22 protein-coding genes and 4 tRNA genes are annotated in these 11,908 nt (G+C 60.7%); 6 read left to right on the top strand and 20 right to left on the bottom strand.

Translation table 11 applies throughout. The features are described from left to right. Nucleotides 1-35 precede the first annotated feature (35 nt). The 5 genes from Cte04_RS18620 to Cte04_RS18600 all read left to right on the top strand — a co-directional run bounded on the left by Cte04_RS18620 (nt 36) and on the right by Cte04_RS18600 (nt 1,655). Nucleotides 36-111, top strand: a tRNA-Gly gene (locus tag Cte04_RS18620). A 15-nt stretch (nt 112-126) separates the two neighbouring features. After that, nucleotides 127-200, top strand: a tRNA-Cys gene (locus Cte04_RS18615). An 8-nt stretch (nt 201-208) separates the two neighbouring features. Further along, nucleotides 209-284 (top strand) — tRNA-Gly (locus Cte04_RS18610). 99 nt (nt 285-383) lie between these two features. After that, nucleotides 384-475, top strand: a tRNA-Leu gene (locus tag Cte04_RS18605). Nucleotides 476-620: 145 nt separating this feature from the next. Then, the gene (locus Cte04_RS18600) at nt 621-1,655 is read left to right on the top strand and encodes a tyrosine-type recombinase/integrase (protein WP_066482288.1); all 1,035 of its coding nucleotides are present in this window, start codon (nt 621-623) and stop codon (nt 1,653-1,655) included. On the opposite strand, the gene Cte04_RS18595 is transcribed toward Cte04_RS18600, so the two are convergent. The 20 genes from Cte04_RS18595 to Cte04_RS18510 all read right to left on the bottom strand — a co-directional run bounded on the left by Cte04_RS18595 (nt 1,627) and on the right by Cte04_RS18510 (nt 11,537). After that, nucleotides 1,627-1,878, bottom strand: coding sequence for a helix-turn-helix transcriptional regulator (locus Cte04_RS18595; RefSeq protein ID WP_066482285.1), 252 nt, complete (start codon nt 1,876-1,878; stop codon nt 1,627-1,629). The genes Cte04_RS18600 and Cte04_RS18595 overlap by 29 nt on opposite strands. 6 nt (nt 1,879-1,884) lie before the next feature. Then, nucleotides 1,885-2,163, bottom strand: coding sequence for a hypothetical protein (locus Cte04_RS18590; RefSeq protein WP_245633435.1), 279 nt, complete (start codon nt 2,161-2,163; stop codon nt 1,885-1,887). Continuing rightward, a complete protein-coding gene (locus tag Cte04_RS18585) occupies nt 2,160-2,636 on the bottom strand; it encodes a hypothetical protein (protein ID WP_157082149.1) in 477 nt (158 codons plus the stop codon). The genes Cte04_RS18590 and Cte04_RS18585 overlap by 4 nt, the downstream gene beginning before the upstream one ends. Continuing rightward, entirely contained in the window at nt 2,633-2,992 is a 360-nt protein-coding gene (locus Cte04_RS18580; protein ID WP_157082147.1) for a hypothetical protein, read from the bottom strand. The genes Cte04_RS18585 and Cte04_RS18580 overlap by 4 nt, the downstream gene beginning before the upstream one ends. Beyond that, nucleotides 2,985-3,194, bottom strand: a complete 210-nt coding sequence (locus tag Cte04_RS18575; protein WP_157082145.1) for a hypothetical protein — start codon at nt 3,192-3,194, stop codon at nt 2,985-2,987. Before Cte04_RS18575 ends, Cte04_RS18580 begins: the two co-directional genes overlap by 8 nt. Continuing rightward, nucleotides 3,187-4,053 carry a hypothetical protein gene (locus Cte04_RS18570; protein WP_157082143.1) on the bottom strand — a complete coding sequence of 289 codons (867 nt, stop codon included), beginning with the start codon at nt 4,051-4,053 and terminating at the stop codon, nt 3,187-3,189. Before Cte04_RS18570 ends, Cte04_RS18575 begins: the two co-directional genes overlap by 8 nt. Nucleotides 4,054-4,078: 25 nt before the next feature. Next, complete coding sequence (locus Cte04_RS18565) at nt 4,079-4,930, bottom strand: DNA adenine methylase (protein ID WP_066482252.1); 852 nt, start codon at nt 4,928-4,930, stop codon at nt 4,079-4,081. A gap of 53 nt (nt 4,931-4,983) precedes the next feature. Next, a complete protein-coding gene (locus tag Cte04_RS18560) occupies nt 4,984-5,406 on the bottom strand; it encodes a helix-turn-helix domain-containing protein (protein WP_066482243.1) in 423 nt (140 codons plus the stop codon). Then, nucleotides 5,403-6,416 (bottom strand): RNA-directed DNA polymerase, encoded by a 1,014-nt coding sequence (locus Cte04_RS18555; protein WP_245633434.1) that lies wholly within the window; start codon nt 6,414-6,416, stop codon nt 5,403-5,405. The genes Cte04_RS18560 and Cte04_RS18555 overlap by 4 nt, the downstream gene beginning before the upstream one ends. Further along, nucleotides 6,413-7,021 carry an Lcl C-terminal domain-containing protein gene (locus Cte04_RS22065; protein ID WP_066482240.1) on the bottom strand — a complete coding sequence of 203 codons (609 nt, stop codon included), beginning with the start codon at nt 7,019-7,021 and terminating at the stop codon, nt 6,413-6,415. Before Cte04_RS22065 ends, Cte04_RS18555 begins: the two co-directional genes overlap by 4 nt. Nucleotides 7,022-7,050: 29 nt before the next feature. After that, a complete protein-coding gene (locus Cte04_RS18550) occupies nt 7,051-7,287 on the bottom strand; it encodes a hypothetical protein (RefSeq protein WP_083526745.1) in 237 nt (78 codons plus the stop codon). Next, entirely contained in the window at nt 7,284-7,496 is a 213-nt protein-coding gene (locus tag Cte04_RS18545; protein ID WP_066482231.1) for a hypothetical protein, read from the bottom strand. The genes Cte04_RS18550 and Cte04_RS18545 overlap by 4 nt, the downstream gene beginning before the upstream one ends. Then, nucleotides 7,489-7,749 (bottom strand): hypothetical protein, encoded by a 261-nt coding sequence (locus Cte04_RS18540; protein ID WP_157082138.1) that lies wholly within the window; start codon nt 7,747-7,749, stop codon nt 7,489-7,491. Before Cte04_RS18540 ends, Cte04_RS18545 begins: the two co-directional genes overlap by 8 nt. Before the next feature lie 144 nt (nt 7,750-7,893). Then, on the bottom strand, nt 7,894-8,028 hold the full coding sequence (locus Cte04_RS22180; RefSeq protein WP_281178788.1) for a hypothetical protein: 135 nt from the start codon (nt 8,026-8,028) through the stop codon (nt 7,894-7,896). Between the two features lie 8 nt (nt 8,029-8,036). After that, nucleotides 8,037-8,243, bottom strand: a complete 207-nt coding sequence (locus Cte04_RS18535; RefSeq protein ID WP_066482222.1) for a hypothetical protein — start codon at nt 8,241-8,243, stop codon at nt 8,037-8,039. 74 nt (nt 8,244-8,317) lie between these two features. After that, nucleotides 8,318-9,010, bottom strand: coding sequence for a hypothetical protein (locus Cte04_RS18530; protein ID WP_157082136.1), 693 nt, complete (start codon nt 9,008-9,010; stop codon nt 8,318-8,320). Between the two features lie 318 nt (nt 9,011-9,328). Continuing rightward, the gene (locus Cte04_RS18525; protein WP_066482211.1) at nt 9,329-9,592 is read right to left on the bottom strand and encodes a hypothetical protein; all 264 of its coding nucleotides are present in this window, start codon (nt 9,590-9,592) and stop codon (nt 9,329-9,331) included. An 80-nt stretch (nt 9,593-9,672) separates the two neighbouring features. Then, nucleotides 9,673-9,882, bottom strand: a complete 210-nt coding sequence (locus Cte04_RS18520; RefSeq protein WP_066482207.1) for a hypothetical protein — start codon at nt 9,880-9,882, stop codon at nt 9,673-9,675. Between the two features lie 30 nt (nt 9,883-9,912). Then, a complete protein-coding gene (locus tag Cte04_RS22060; protein ID WP_066482200.1) occupies nt 9,913-10,359 on the bottom strand; it encodes a superinfection immunity protein in 447 nt (148 codons plus the stop codon). A gap of 479 nt (nt 10,360-10,838) precedes the next feature. Beyond that, the gene (locus Cte04_RS18510; RefSeq protein WP_245633433.1) at nt 10,839-11,537 is read right to left on the bottom strand and encodes a S24 family peptidase; all 699 of its coding nucleotides are present in this window, start codon (nt 11,535-11,537) and stop codon (nt 10,839-10,841) included. Between the two features lie 75 nt (nt 11,538-11,612). Here Cte04_RS18510 and Cte04_RS18505 point away from each other — a divergent pair, with 75 nt between their 5' ends. Beyond that, a complete protein-coding gene (locus tag Cte04_RS18505; protein WP_245633438.1) occupies nt 11,613-11,885 on the top strand; it encodes a transcriptional regulator in 273 nt (90 codons plus the stop codon). Nucleotides 11,886-11,908: the final 23 nt, after the last annotated feature.

Below are 11,908 nucleotides of genomic sequence, written 5' to 3'. Positions count from 1 at the left end.
AGGTTCAATTCAGGTGGCAGTAGTCGCTTGAAAACGCGGGAATAGCTCAGTTGGTAGAGCGCAACCTTGCCAAGGTTGAGGTCGACGGTTCGAGACCGTTTTCCCGCTCCAGGTTTTGGTGATCTTGGCGCGATAGCAAAGCGGTTATGCCCCGGATTGCAAATCCGGTTAGACCAGTTCGACTCTGGTTCGCGCCTCCAGATTTTTTGCGGGAATAGCTCAGTTGGTAGAGCGCAACCTTGCCAAGGTTGAGGTCGACGGTTCGAGACCGTTTTCCCGCTCCAGTTAAAAAAGGGAAGCTCTGCTTCCCTTTTTTGTTGCATTGTCCGCATGGCCGGTGCAATACTCCCGGGTCGGGTTTTTTGCCTGACTGCCAGGGATGGGCCCCGATGGTGAAATTGGTAGACACTGCGGACTTAAAATCCGCCGCTTCCGTAAAAGGGGCGTGCCGGTTCGACCCCGGCTCGGGGCACCAACTATCTATGCAAGCATGTGCAGCAATTGCACAAAGCAATCTAAATCAATAGCTTGCAGCACCCATATGCCGTGCTACAGTGCGCCTGCCGCACTATTTTGCACAGGGCGGCCCAGCAAATTCCCCCAGCTGATCCCCCCAATTTATGGCAACCCCCCAGAAGACAGCAGCCGGCACGTGGCGCATCCAGATCGAGGTGCGTGGAAAGCGCGATGCAGGCACATTCCCAACGAAGCGAGAGGCCGTTGAGTGGGCTGCGCAGCGGACTGCTGAACTCAGGGCGCAAGCCGTGGGTGGTAAGGCCGGTGCGAGGATGCTGGGCGAAACCCGAACTGTCAACGATGCCGTGAAGCGCTACCGCGACGAGGTCTCGCCCACGAAGCGCGGATGGGCCAAGGAATGGGTGCGGCTGGATGCTATCCAGAAGCATGAGGCTTGGCCAGGCCGCCGACTGCTCGCGCAGCTGGACAGCCAGGACTTGATTGCATGGCGGGATGCGCGCCTCAAGGTCGTCTCTCGTTCCAGCGTGCTGCGAGACATGGTGCTAATCGGCCACATGCTGGAGACCGCGCGTAAGGAGTGGAACTGGCTGGAATCGAATCCGATGCGGGATGTGACCAAGCCGGCCGAGCCGGATCATCGGGAGCGCATCATCTCAGGGCCGGAAATCCGCCGGATGCTGCGGATGCTAGGCTGGTCTCGACGCAAGCCGATTAGATCGGTATCGCAGGCCGTGGCGCATTGCTTTATCGCTGCGCTGCAGACCGGGATGCGGGCGGGGGAATTGACGGGACTTGAGTGGGGGGATGTGCGCGAGGATTACTGCACGTTGCATGCAGGGCGCACGAAGACGGGTAAAGCGCGGCAGGTGCCGCTGACGAGGGCGGCGCGCAGGAATCTTGAGGCATGCCGCGGTTGGGACGAGACACTGGTGTTTGGCCTCAAGCCCCAGACCTTGGATGCCATGTTTCGCAAATATCGCGCACGGGCGGGGCTGGATGGATTTACCTTCCACGATTCGCGCCACACAGCAGCCACCCGCATGGCGCAGGTGCTGCATGTGCTGGATCTGTGCAAGGTGTTTGGCTGGGAGAACACGACGCGGGCCCTGACTTATTACAACCCGAAGGGATCTGATATTGCGGCCCGGCTTAATGCTGGCGCATCTCCCATTCGATGATCTCCGACAGCAGCCATTTCCCATCCTTTCCGGGGCGGGGCATTGTGCTGTCGTGAGCCAGCCGGGCTGCCAAGGTATTGCGGTGGACGCCCAGGCGGTCTGCGAACTGTTGCCGAGTCAGGCGGGCTCCGGACTGAGTGCAGAGCGTTTGCAAGGCACTGGCCATCACCTGCATGCTCCTGAGCATCTGATCTAGCTTGTCTTGCTGGACGGTACTGGTCATTTCGATTTACTCCAATATTTTGCTTTTATGTCTTGCTATGAGATCTGCAGCTTCTTTGACTGCGAGGTCGATGCTCGATCCGTCGACGTAGTGCGTCATGCTGCGAAAGAGGAGTGTGTAGTTGCGGAGTTCTTTCAGCAGCCTGATGGCGGTGGCCAGTTCGCTGTTGGCCTTTGCGGCGGGCAGTTTGGGTTGGCAGCTGCCTAAGCAACGGCCTTCTTCAAAGCAGGCGCCGCTTGCCATCCAGCACTCGTCATGAGGGACGAAGACGCGCGAATTAGTCACGGCTGCGCTCCCTTGTCTTGAGTGCGCTTCGATAATTCCTCCTCAAGCTCTGCAGCCTTGGCTTCGGCTTGCTCGGCCCAGCGGATGTTGTCGACGGCTGTAGCTCTTGATTTCTGTGCAGATTCCCTGAGTTCGCGGATCCGCTCCAGCTCCTCGGCTCGCTTTTGAGCTGCCTCGGCATCCGGGCCGAGAAAACCATGTCGTGCCATCGCCCGAGCTGTGACAAAAGCGTCCAGCTTTTGAGGCTTGTAGGGGTTGATTGGCAACACATCATCCTCATCAGCTTTGAGTGCGATGAAGCAGCCCGACTCTGTGACGATGACTGCGTCTGCCCACCAGGGTTGTCCCTTGAGGTCGGTGTCCTCGAATACCAACTTCACGGTATGGCCTATCAGCTCAGTAAGCTGCTTGGCACGTGGCAGTTCTTTGGGCTCAGATTCGGGTTGGCTAAGAGAGGGGGGGGTATGACTCATGACTGTTGCGCTCCGTCCTGGCTCTGGCCGCGCAGCTGCTGGGCGATCTTTGCTGCGCGCGCTGCTCGGTTGGGTCTGATCCAATAGCACAGAGCAATCGTGACTGGAAACACGCCTGGGCCCGGAGCGTCTACTGGCCAGAAACGAGTGCCGCCTTCGCTGTTCGGGACGCTTCGCATCAGGGCGTGCTTCGGTGTCTCGAACTCGTAGTATTCGTCTTCGTCAGATTCTCTGCCGTATCCCCGGCGCCTGGCTTCTGCCGAAAAATCTTCAAATGGGTGGTGCCCTTTTGACATGATCCACATATCGTCTTCGCCGTAGATCGCGTCAATGTCCAAAGGGTATTCTTTAGCCATTGCTCAGTCCCTTCTGCGCTGCTGCGCGCTGTGCTGTCTTGAGGCCGCTGTCCCATTGGTCGATGTAACCAGCCATGTAGGCATGCTTCGCCCAAAGCGGCCATTGCTCTCTGTTTTGACCAAGCCACATGGCCTTGCCTTGGGATCGCGCGCGACGGCCTATGGCCTCAAACCAGCGTTTGCCCGCGAGTCGTTTAGCCATGCTGCGCTCCTTCCTTGGCTGCTGCCTGGGCTGCTGCCTGGGCTGCGATGGCGGCGTCTATGCCCGCGTCAAATTCGCTGATGTCCGGGCAATTGCCCGTCACCTTGAAAATCAGCGTGGCCTCGCCAATGGAGATGTTTTCTCCGTACAGCTTGTTGCGCATTCCCCGATACCGCGCGGCATCCCGTGCTTCTGCGTCGCGCTGCATGAGGATCGCCATGGACATCGACAGCACCTCTTCGTCATCCAGCGCATCCGCTGCAGGCGCCTGGGGTGCGATGCGCTTGATCGCCTCGCCAAACTGCGCCGCATACTGCTCAGGTTCTTGACCCCAATTGAGCGGGCATTCTTCGCCGCCTTCGTCCTCATCATCCCAATCAACTGGCGGGCGCTGCACGGTGAAATAGCGCGCCTCAATGAGGTCCAGGCACCGTGCGCGGCGGAATGCGTTGCGGACGTTCTCCACGACCACATTGCGATTTTTGCGAGCGTCGGAGCCGATAGAGAAAATGTCGGCAATCTGCTCAAGCGCTGCCGTGTCTCCCGCTGCAGGCGCAGATACGCCGGCCAGTAGGGTGTGCAGCTTGGCCTTGATGGCCTGCCATGCTTCGCGCTCTTCGATCCAGCATCGTTTTGCGCGATCTTCATCTACTGGCGTTGCCTCCGAGCCCTGGGCGTCAAGCTGAGCTTGGCCGGAAAAATGCTCTTTCATGCACCAGTCGCTCACCAACTCCATCACTTCCTTGACGTCCAGGCCTTGCAACTCAAGGGTGGTCACGCGGGTGAAATTGGACGATATCGTCGGGAGTTTTGCTGCGCCGATGGTGTAGCGCGGATTAAGGCTGCTCTTGTCTTGCATGTTGTTCTCCCTGGTGGTTCATGGTTCAGTGGTCGGTGAAAAGGCTGCCGGGCGCGCTGTGCAGGGCGCGGCTGCAGGCGGGGTTCAGCCAAACCGCCTCGGTTCGCATCCCGGTGCCGCGATGGGCAGCGATGCGCGCCTGCGTGGTGTGCATGGTCCAGTCGGCCAGACTGTCGAGGTAGAGCGGACTGGGATAGCCCGAGAGCACCACGAAGCCCTGCAGGCCGCGCAGAGCCTCCAAGAGTTCGGCGTGCTGCTCTTTGTTGAGTTCGTGCCTGTAGTACCGATTACCTCCAAGCTGGCGGGTCTCTGGAAGGTATGGGGGGTCCACGAAATGCAGCGTGTCCGGCGCATCGTGCTGGCGCATCACGTCAATGGCGGGCCGGTTCTCGATCAGCACGGCCTCGAAGCGCGCGCCGATTGCGCCAAGGCAGGCGGGGTAGGTGGCCCAGTTGTGCATCGCCGTCGAGAAGGCCCGTGCAGTGTCGATGCGGAAGCCGCCCGACTCCTTTGTCGCCCCGGCCGAGCCGAAGCCCATCGCCGCGCGCACGGCGGTGCGCCTGGCGCGCTCCACGGGTTCATCGGTGGGTTCGTAGGCCAGTTGCCACTCATTGCGTGCGTAGGGTGTGAGCTGGCAGGCCTCGATCAGGCGGGAACGCAAGCCTTCGTCGCGCAGCACGCGGAAGAAGTTGGCGATGTCGCTGTCGAGGTCGTTGTAGACCTCGGCGTAGCTGCGTTCCTTGCGCAAGAGGACGCCGGCGGCCCCGCCGAAGGGCTCGACATAGCGGTGGTGCTTGGGAAAGAACTGCATTACCCAAGGGGCCAGCCGGAATTTCCCGCCGTGGTATCTCAGGGCAGGGCGTGTGATGGTGCTCATGGACGGAAATGAAAAGCCCGCGCGTGGCGGGCTGTGGTTTGGTGGTGGTTGCTTTAGCCTGTGATGCGGCTATATCTGGCTAATGCGGATCTGTTCTCGCGCGCTACCAAGCCCATGAACGGGTTGATGGGCGACGGAATCTTTTTGAGGCTGCGGGCACTGATGAGGGCCTTGTGCTTTTCCCGGTACCGGGTCTGCACCTGCTTGCGGCGTTTCGCGGGGTTCACTTTGCAGTCTGCATCCGGGCCGGGCTCGGCAGCATAGACCGCCACATCGCGGCCCCACTGGCCCGTAACGGGCAGGCGGCGCACGACGCGCAGGATTTTTCCAGGGTGCAGATAGCGGGTGTTGGCGATGCATGAAGCAACGATTTTCTTGGGAAGGTCCAGCTGATCTGCGAGCTCCTGGGTGGTCATGGGTCCGTATTCCTGCAGGGCTGCAACGATGCGGGAGCGGTGGATGGGCTGAAATTTCATGGATGGTGGCTCCTGAATGCTTTGGAAAGGTGCAGACCTTCGATGGCATGGCCGCGCTTGAGTAGCGCGCGGCACAGCAGGGCTTGTTCGTGGTGGCTTGCGCTTGCCTGGCGGGTCAGGCCGAGGTAGCTGTTGCCGGCGGCAAAGACTTCGGCGGCGGGCATGTGCTCCAGCCGCTGTAGGGCGGAGCGCAGCGTGCGACGGCGGGTGGTGCGTCGCCAGGGGCTGATGACCTGACCCACGAAGTCGATGCCGCGCGCGGCGGGCTGGATGATGGTCTTGCGCGGGTTGAGGTGCGGCTGCAGGTTCTGCGGCAACCACTCCTCGATGTTGCGCAGCGCACTGGTGAGCCAATTGGCCGAAGGGTGCAGCAGCACGAAGTCGTCCACATAGCGCACGTAATGCGGTGCACGCAGGCGGTGCTTGATGTACTGGTCAAGCCCGTCCAGCAGCACGTTGGCAAAGAACTGGCTGGACAGATTGCCGATGGGCAGGCCGGTATCCGGCGGCGCGTTGAACAGGCTTTTGTGCGGCGGCACCTTGCGCAGATCCTTCTCGCTGCCGCGCACCTCGACGTTCTCGCGCGGGTCGTGGAACAGGATGGTGTCGGCCAGCTCCATCCACCAGGGCTCGTGCACCTTGCGGGCAATGCGCTCGCGCAGGACCAGTTTGTCGATGGAGACAAAAAAGTTGGCGCAATCGCACTTGAGGTAATGGGCGGGCCGGCTCCAGTTGCGCGTTACGCTGCGGGCCTGCTGCTCCAAGCGCTTGGCGCCGTACACCGTGCCGCGGCCGGGAATGCAGGCGCAGGAATCTGCCGTGAAGGCGGCATGGAACCGAGGTGCAATGCGGTTGTAGAGCAGGTGGTGCACGATGCGATCGCGGAAGTCTGCGGCCCAGACCTCGCGCGGCTTGGGGCGGGTGGGAGATTGATAGTGCGCATGAAAGCTCCTGTAGAGAAAAAAAGACCGGCGCTGAGCGCCGGAAGTAGTGAAGGGGTGAAGGGTCAAAGTTGAATCGTGCGGACGGGGCGAGCGCGGAGCTCGTAGCCCTTGCCGATGCTGTCGCTGCTGCCGAGCTCTAAGTCCTGGCACCAGGCGAAGTGGCGCGAGTATTGCGAGCTGCTCCAGTACCAGCCTTCCTTTTTGAACAGCTGGGGCGCAGCCAGATAGCACATGAGCCACTCGAAGCGGCTGGGCAGGTAGAAGTCCTTGTGGCCGTTGGCCTCGTAGGCTGCGGCCCATTCGGCTGCGGGGTGGCCGCCGTGCGCCAGGAGCGCGGCGGTGTTGGCCTTGCCGTCGTACTGGCTGGTTGCGCCGGGCACGTCCTCGCCGCCTTTGCCCCAGGTGCATTCGTTTTCTTCGGCGGCCGCGATCAGGTGGCGGGCGGGTAGGCCGTGCAGCGCGGGCAATGTGCAGATGTAGTGGCCGCCCTGGCCGGTCCAGTATTCGCCGTGTCCCACTGTGTGGATGGCCAGCAAGCTGCTGCCGGCGGAGGAAGTGGCCATGGACTCCGGTGTGAGGGCGCTGGATTCGAGAGCTGTCTCCAGTGTCGTGCCCAGGGCAAAGCTGGGCGGCAGGTGGATGTGGATGTTGTCGGCGTGCGCGATGTGCATGGGTAGCTCCTTCGGGTGGTGGTGATGGGTCAATGGCCGCAGGGCAGGCTGCCGTCAGGTAGTGGGTGGTTGCGTGCTCCGCAGCTCAGGCACATGGGCGGTGTGGTTGCGTCGGCGGCCTGGTGGTTGACGCACTTGACGGCTGTGGTGCCGTCCTGATAGCGCTGGATGGGCTGCATGCTGTGAAAGCGCAGGTCTGCGCAGGCGCTGGACCCGCGGCTGCAGGAGGTGCACATGCTGCCCTTGGGTATATGTGAGGTCGTCATTGCTGTGTCAGATCAGTCTTGCTGCGCAGCGGCAGGCAGAGGTTGTAGGTCGCCAGCCAGTGCAGGGCGGCGTCGGTGCGGTACGGGTAGGGGCAGGCCTCGTTTGCGCTGCGGCCCTCGGCGTAGGCCTGCCGTGCCTCTGCCTCCACCTGTTCCTTGGGGATCAGCACCGAGCCGCCGGCCCAGGTGCTGCGCAGCATGTCAGCCATGGGTGGCTGCGCCGGCCTGCTTGATCTGGCGCATGGCCTGGTCGTAGCTCATGCAGCGCACGGGGCAGCGGGGCGGGGCCTCGGTGGCCAGGATCAGCGTGCCGTGGCGGGGCAGCTGCTGGGCGCTGGTGAGCGGTGCGCAGTCGGCGTCATAGACCTTGTCGAGGCCGAAGTGCTGCAGCAGACGGTTGGTGTTGGTGGCCTTGCCGCAGCCCTGCGGGCCGTAAACCACGATAGAGGAATTGGTGTGCATGGCGTTGCTCCTTTGCATGCTGGGTGGAGAAATAGGTGTCGGCGGAAAGCGGCAGCGCGTATGCGCTTGCAGCTTTGCTTTCCATAGCGCGCAGAACATGGCTGCGCTGTCGATCGCATTGCTGCAGCTGCTGCAGCACGGTGTCTAGCGGATGCATCTGCAGGTGATTCCGTGGCCGAGGTGGCCCAGGAGGGCGAATGCATGCGCGAAGGCTTCGGCAGCGCTGCGGGCGGTGTGCTGGATGGAGACGCCAGCACAGCTCAGGATGAAGGTATGCATGGCGGTCCTCACAGCAGCGGCAGGCTCAGATTGGCAAGCGCCGGCGGCTGCTGGCGGCGGGACCGGGTGGGCTTCTTTGTCTGAGCCTGCTGCGCTGCGATGCGGTCGCGGGCCTGGGCAAAGGTGTCGGCCAGATTGGTGCTGACCGCATTGCGGTACTGGAAAGCCGGGTCGGTGCAGCGGATGCTGGGCATGACGGTGCGAGAGGCGTGCATGGGTGGCTCCGGTGGTGGGCAAAGAAAAACCCGCCGGGCTGCTGCCGGGCGGGTGGTGGGTGAGGTGTGGCGGGTCAGCCCCGCAGCGGCATGATGGCGCCCCAGCCGCTATCGAAGCGCACGAGGATGGCGCCGCAATCGGTTTCGCTCAGGCGCTGTGGTGCGCTCCAGCGTGCATTGGGCAGCTGGGCAAACAGGCGCACATACTTCCCGTCGATGCCATGGCAGTAGTCGATTCCTGGCAGCGGGATGTTGCAGTACCTGCCGTGGTAGACCTTTTTGGGCTTCTGGCCGTCGCCCTGGCAGATGTCGCACGCATGTGCATCATCCGTGCAGCTGGTTGGGCAGTAGACGGTGCCTGTCTCTTCGCATTTCGAGCACGGGTGAAAGCGCTTGCCGCGTTTGAGTTCCCCTTGGCCCTTGCATTTTTTGCATTTGCGAATGACGAGCCAGCCTTTGCCCTTGCATAGCTTGCAGCTTTCCAGGCTCTGCAGCTTTGGATGGGACAGAAGCACATCGAAGGGATGCCAGCGGTCGTTAGGCGTGGCCACAAACTGGGTGCGCTGCGATTCGATAAAGCTGTGCTTGTTCGATGGCAGGGCAATGTCGCACGTCGGTGCGGTCTCCTCGGGGATGGCAATCATCGCCCCGCCATCCGAGGCAATCACAAAGCCTTGAGCGCGAAAGTTAGCGCAGAGAAACTGGCGCGCGGATGGGGTGTCCGGTGAGCAATGCAGGCGCCGCATGAGGTCGAGAACGGTGGGCATATGGGGTTCCTGAAGAAAAGAAGCCCGCGAGCAGCAGCTGGCGGGCCTGGGTGAAAAATGCCGGTGCCCTGGCGGGCGTGCCTGGGGAAGGTACTTGGAGGGATGGCGGAAATCCCAGGCCCGGCGAAAACCATCTGGTGTGACCACGTTGCCCACCAGGCGCGGTGCGCCCGGTGCTTCCATATTTCACAGCGGCCGGGCCCATTCCCGAACGCTGCGCCTGCGCAGTGGTCACGCCAGATGGCCCCGCTAAAGCCCTGCGGGGGTGGGCACATGCAAGCTGCATGCTCGCCTTTAGGTCACATTTCCGAATCTCCGTCAGCTCTTTTCCAGCTTTTCGCCGCAGAACGGGCAGTGGCTGAAATACATGTTCACTTTCTCGGTCTTGCGCTTATCAGCGCCGGTTTTTTTGATCGTGACGGTGTGGCGGATCTCGGCAGCCATATAGGGCTTGATGCCCAGGCCAGTGCCGAGCGTTATGGCATAGCCAGTGAGCTTTGCATCCACTTCGCGGGAGTGGGGTAGCTTGGCTGCGTAATGTTCCGTGAGCTTCTGTTCGATGTCTTGGCGGCATTGGCACATGGGTTTCCCTTTCATTAGGCGAAAAAAAGCCCGCAGGGCGCGTGCCGTGCGGGCTGGGGGTGGAGGGTTATCTTTGCTGCTTAGTCGCTGCTGGGCAGCATTCCATGCTGCTGCAGGTATTCCGTCTCCTCATCGGAGTCTGTATCGGCTAGCACGATCTGGCCATCCGGGGCATAGACATTGCGCCGTGGTGCGCCCATGGGTTGCTGCACCCGCTCCAGCCGGTAGCCGTGGCGGGCCCAGATTTCCTCAAGGCTCGTAATGTGTGGCAGGGGATTGGCTTTTGACATAGACGTACCTTGGGGCCGTTTGGCAGATCGTTAGGCAAGCAACCTTGCCTTTTGCTGGTTGAATTCTTCCTCTGTCAGCAGGCCCTGCTGCTTCAAGTCAGCCAGCTTGGACAGCTCGTCTGCAATGCTGGGCTTGCTGGCAGGCTGCGCCGGTGCGGGGGTGTAGGTGGGTGCTGGCTCGTTGTACACAAGCTCGACCTTCTGGGGCTCGGTGCTCTTGTATGCCATCACCATGGCTGCCACCCAGCCGATCAGCGTCCAGCCCAGGAAGATATTGACCAGCACCGTGGGGGTCATATTGGGTTGCTGGCGTTTCCAGGCCTCATAGGTGGGCAGCAGGTAAAGCGCTGGTGCAAATACAAAAAACAAGCCGGCGACCAGCTTGCCGAAGCCATTGAGCCCCGCGGGCGGTATCTGGCCCATGCTGAACGAGTAGAACGTCAGAAAGGCCAGCAAAGCAATGCGCACAAAAACCATGTCTCTCTCTCCAAGCTGTTACGTATGTAACGGCAAGGATAACGGAGTATGGGCAGGCCGCAGCGCCCATGGAGATAGGCGCTGTGGTTTGCCCGTGTGGGCTGCCAGGATTCCAACTGGCATGACCGTTGCTGTTCTTGGCCGTCTTCGCCTCACCCTGTTGACCGTGTACGCACTTTGGCGGCTGGATACGGCAGGGATGCCGCGCAGAGCAGCGGCCGTGCCCGCTGGTGCTATTTGGCCCGGGGACGCCTCGCATAGGTGAGGTGAACAACGTGGGCAAGCTACTTTTTAGAGATCGGGGCATGCTCCTCCGTTGATGCGGTGGGCCCGGCGCAAGTTATTGCGCTGGGCGTACTTTAGCCAAGGGCTAATAAATGTGTCAATAGCCATGGGCTAACTTCAAAGTGTGTGAGATTACACCTGGGCGAAAAAAATGGCCTTCAATGAAGGCCTGTGTTGTGTTTGGTGCTATCAAACTATTTGAAGTATCTGCGGTGTTCGACCATCGTTCCGATGATTTCGATGGGCATCTCATCGGATCGCATGGTGGGGTAGTCCTCGTTGAGGGGTACAAGTTCAAAGACCTCATTCCCCAAAAGATCGATGGAGCGCGGGCGGTATTTTTTGAATGTTGCTTCTTCGCGGCCATTCTTCGCAGCCACGAACGAGCCGGGGCGAGGCTTGATATTCGGGTCGATGACGACGGTGTCGCCTTCCTTGAAATCTGGCTCCATGGAATTGCCTCGAATCCGCAGAACGAAAGACTGGTTTGACACTTTATCGCTGGTGATGAGCCAGTCGTCTGCATCGCCAGGAGCAAAGGTGTTCACTATTTCCTTCCAGGCCCCGGCCTGAACCCAAGAGATGAGGGGTACACGGCGCACCCCTTGTGGCATCTCAAATTCAACATTGGATCCGCCGCGGGTTGAAAGTGCTGCGCTAGGTGATGGCTGATCCATCCAGCCAATGGGCTTACCTGTCTTTGTTTCGATCTCTCTGGCGATTGCATTGCTCATCACTCTTGGCTTGCCAGTTCGGGAGTTGGCGGATGCATTCAGCCATTGGCTGATCTGCGCGGGTGCTTTGCCAATGATCTCGGATAGCGCAGCTTGGCTGCCTGCTTCCTTGATGAGCAGCCCAAGGTTTTCACGCCGAGTAACGTCTACAGATTGCATGGTTTGAGTATTTAGCGAATGGCTAACAAGGGCAACGAGCAGCGGGCTATTGACTACCATTAGCCCTTGGCTAAAATGCCAGGAATGAAGCTATCGGAATACCTCAATCAGCTGGAGCGTGGTGGTAAATCTGCCTTTGCTCGACGGATAGGTGCTCATGCGTCAGACCTTTCGGATTGGATGAAGGGTGCGCGGCCAATACCTGTGCGTTTTTGCCCGGCAATAGAGCGCGAAAGCGGTGGCGTCGTTGGGCGCAAGGAGTGCCGGCCAAAAGACTGGCAGCTTTACTGGCCTGAGCTTGCTACACAGGTCACCGATGACGCGCATGCGGAGGCATTCCATGGCTGAAGAACTCACCATTTCCATCGCCC

Source organism: Comamonas terrae (assembly GCF_001544075.1).
In the GTDB taxonomy this organism is placed as follows: Bacteria; Pseudomonadota; Gammaproteobacteria; order Burkholderiales; family Burkholderiaceae_C; genus Comamonas; species Comamonas terrae.
The sequence above is the reverse complement of the archived record's forward strand: the minus strand, read 5'-3'. Positions and strand labels throughout refer to the sequence as shown.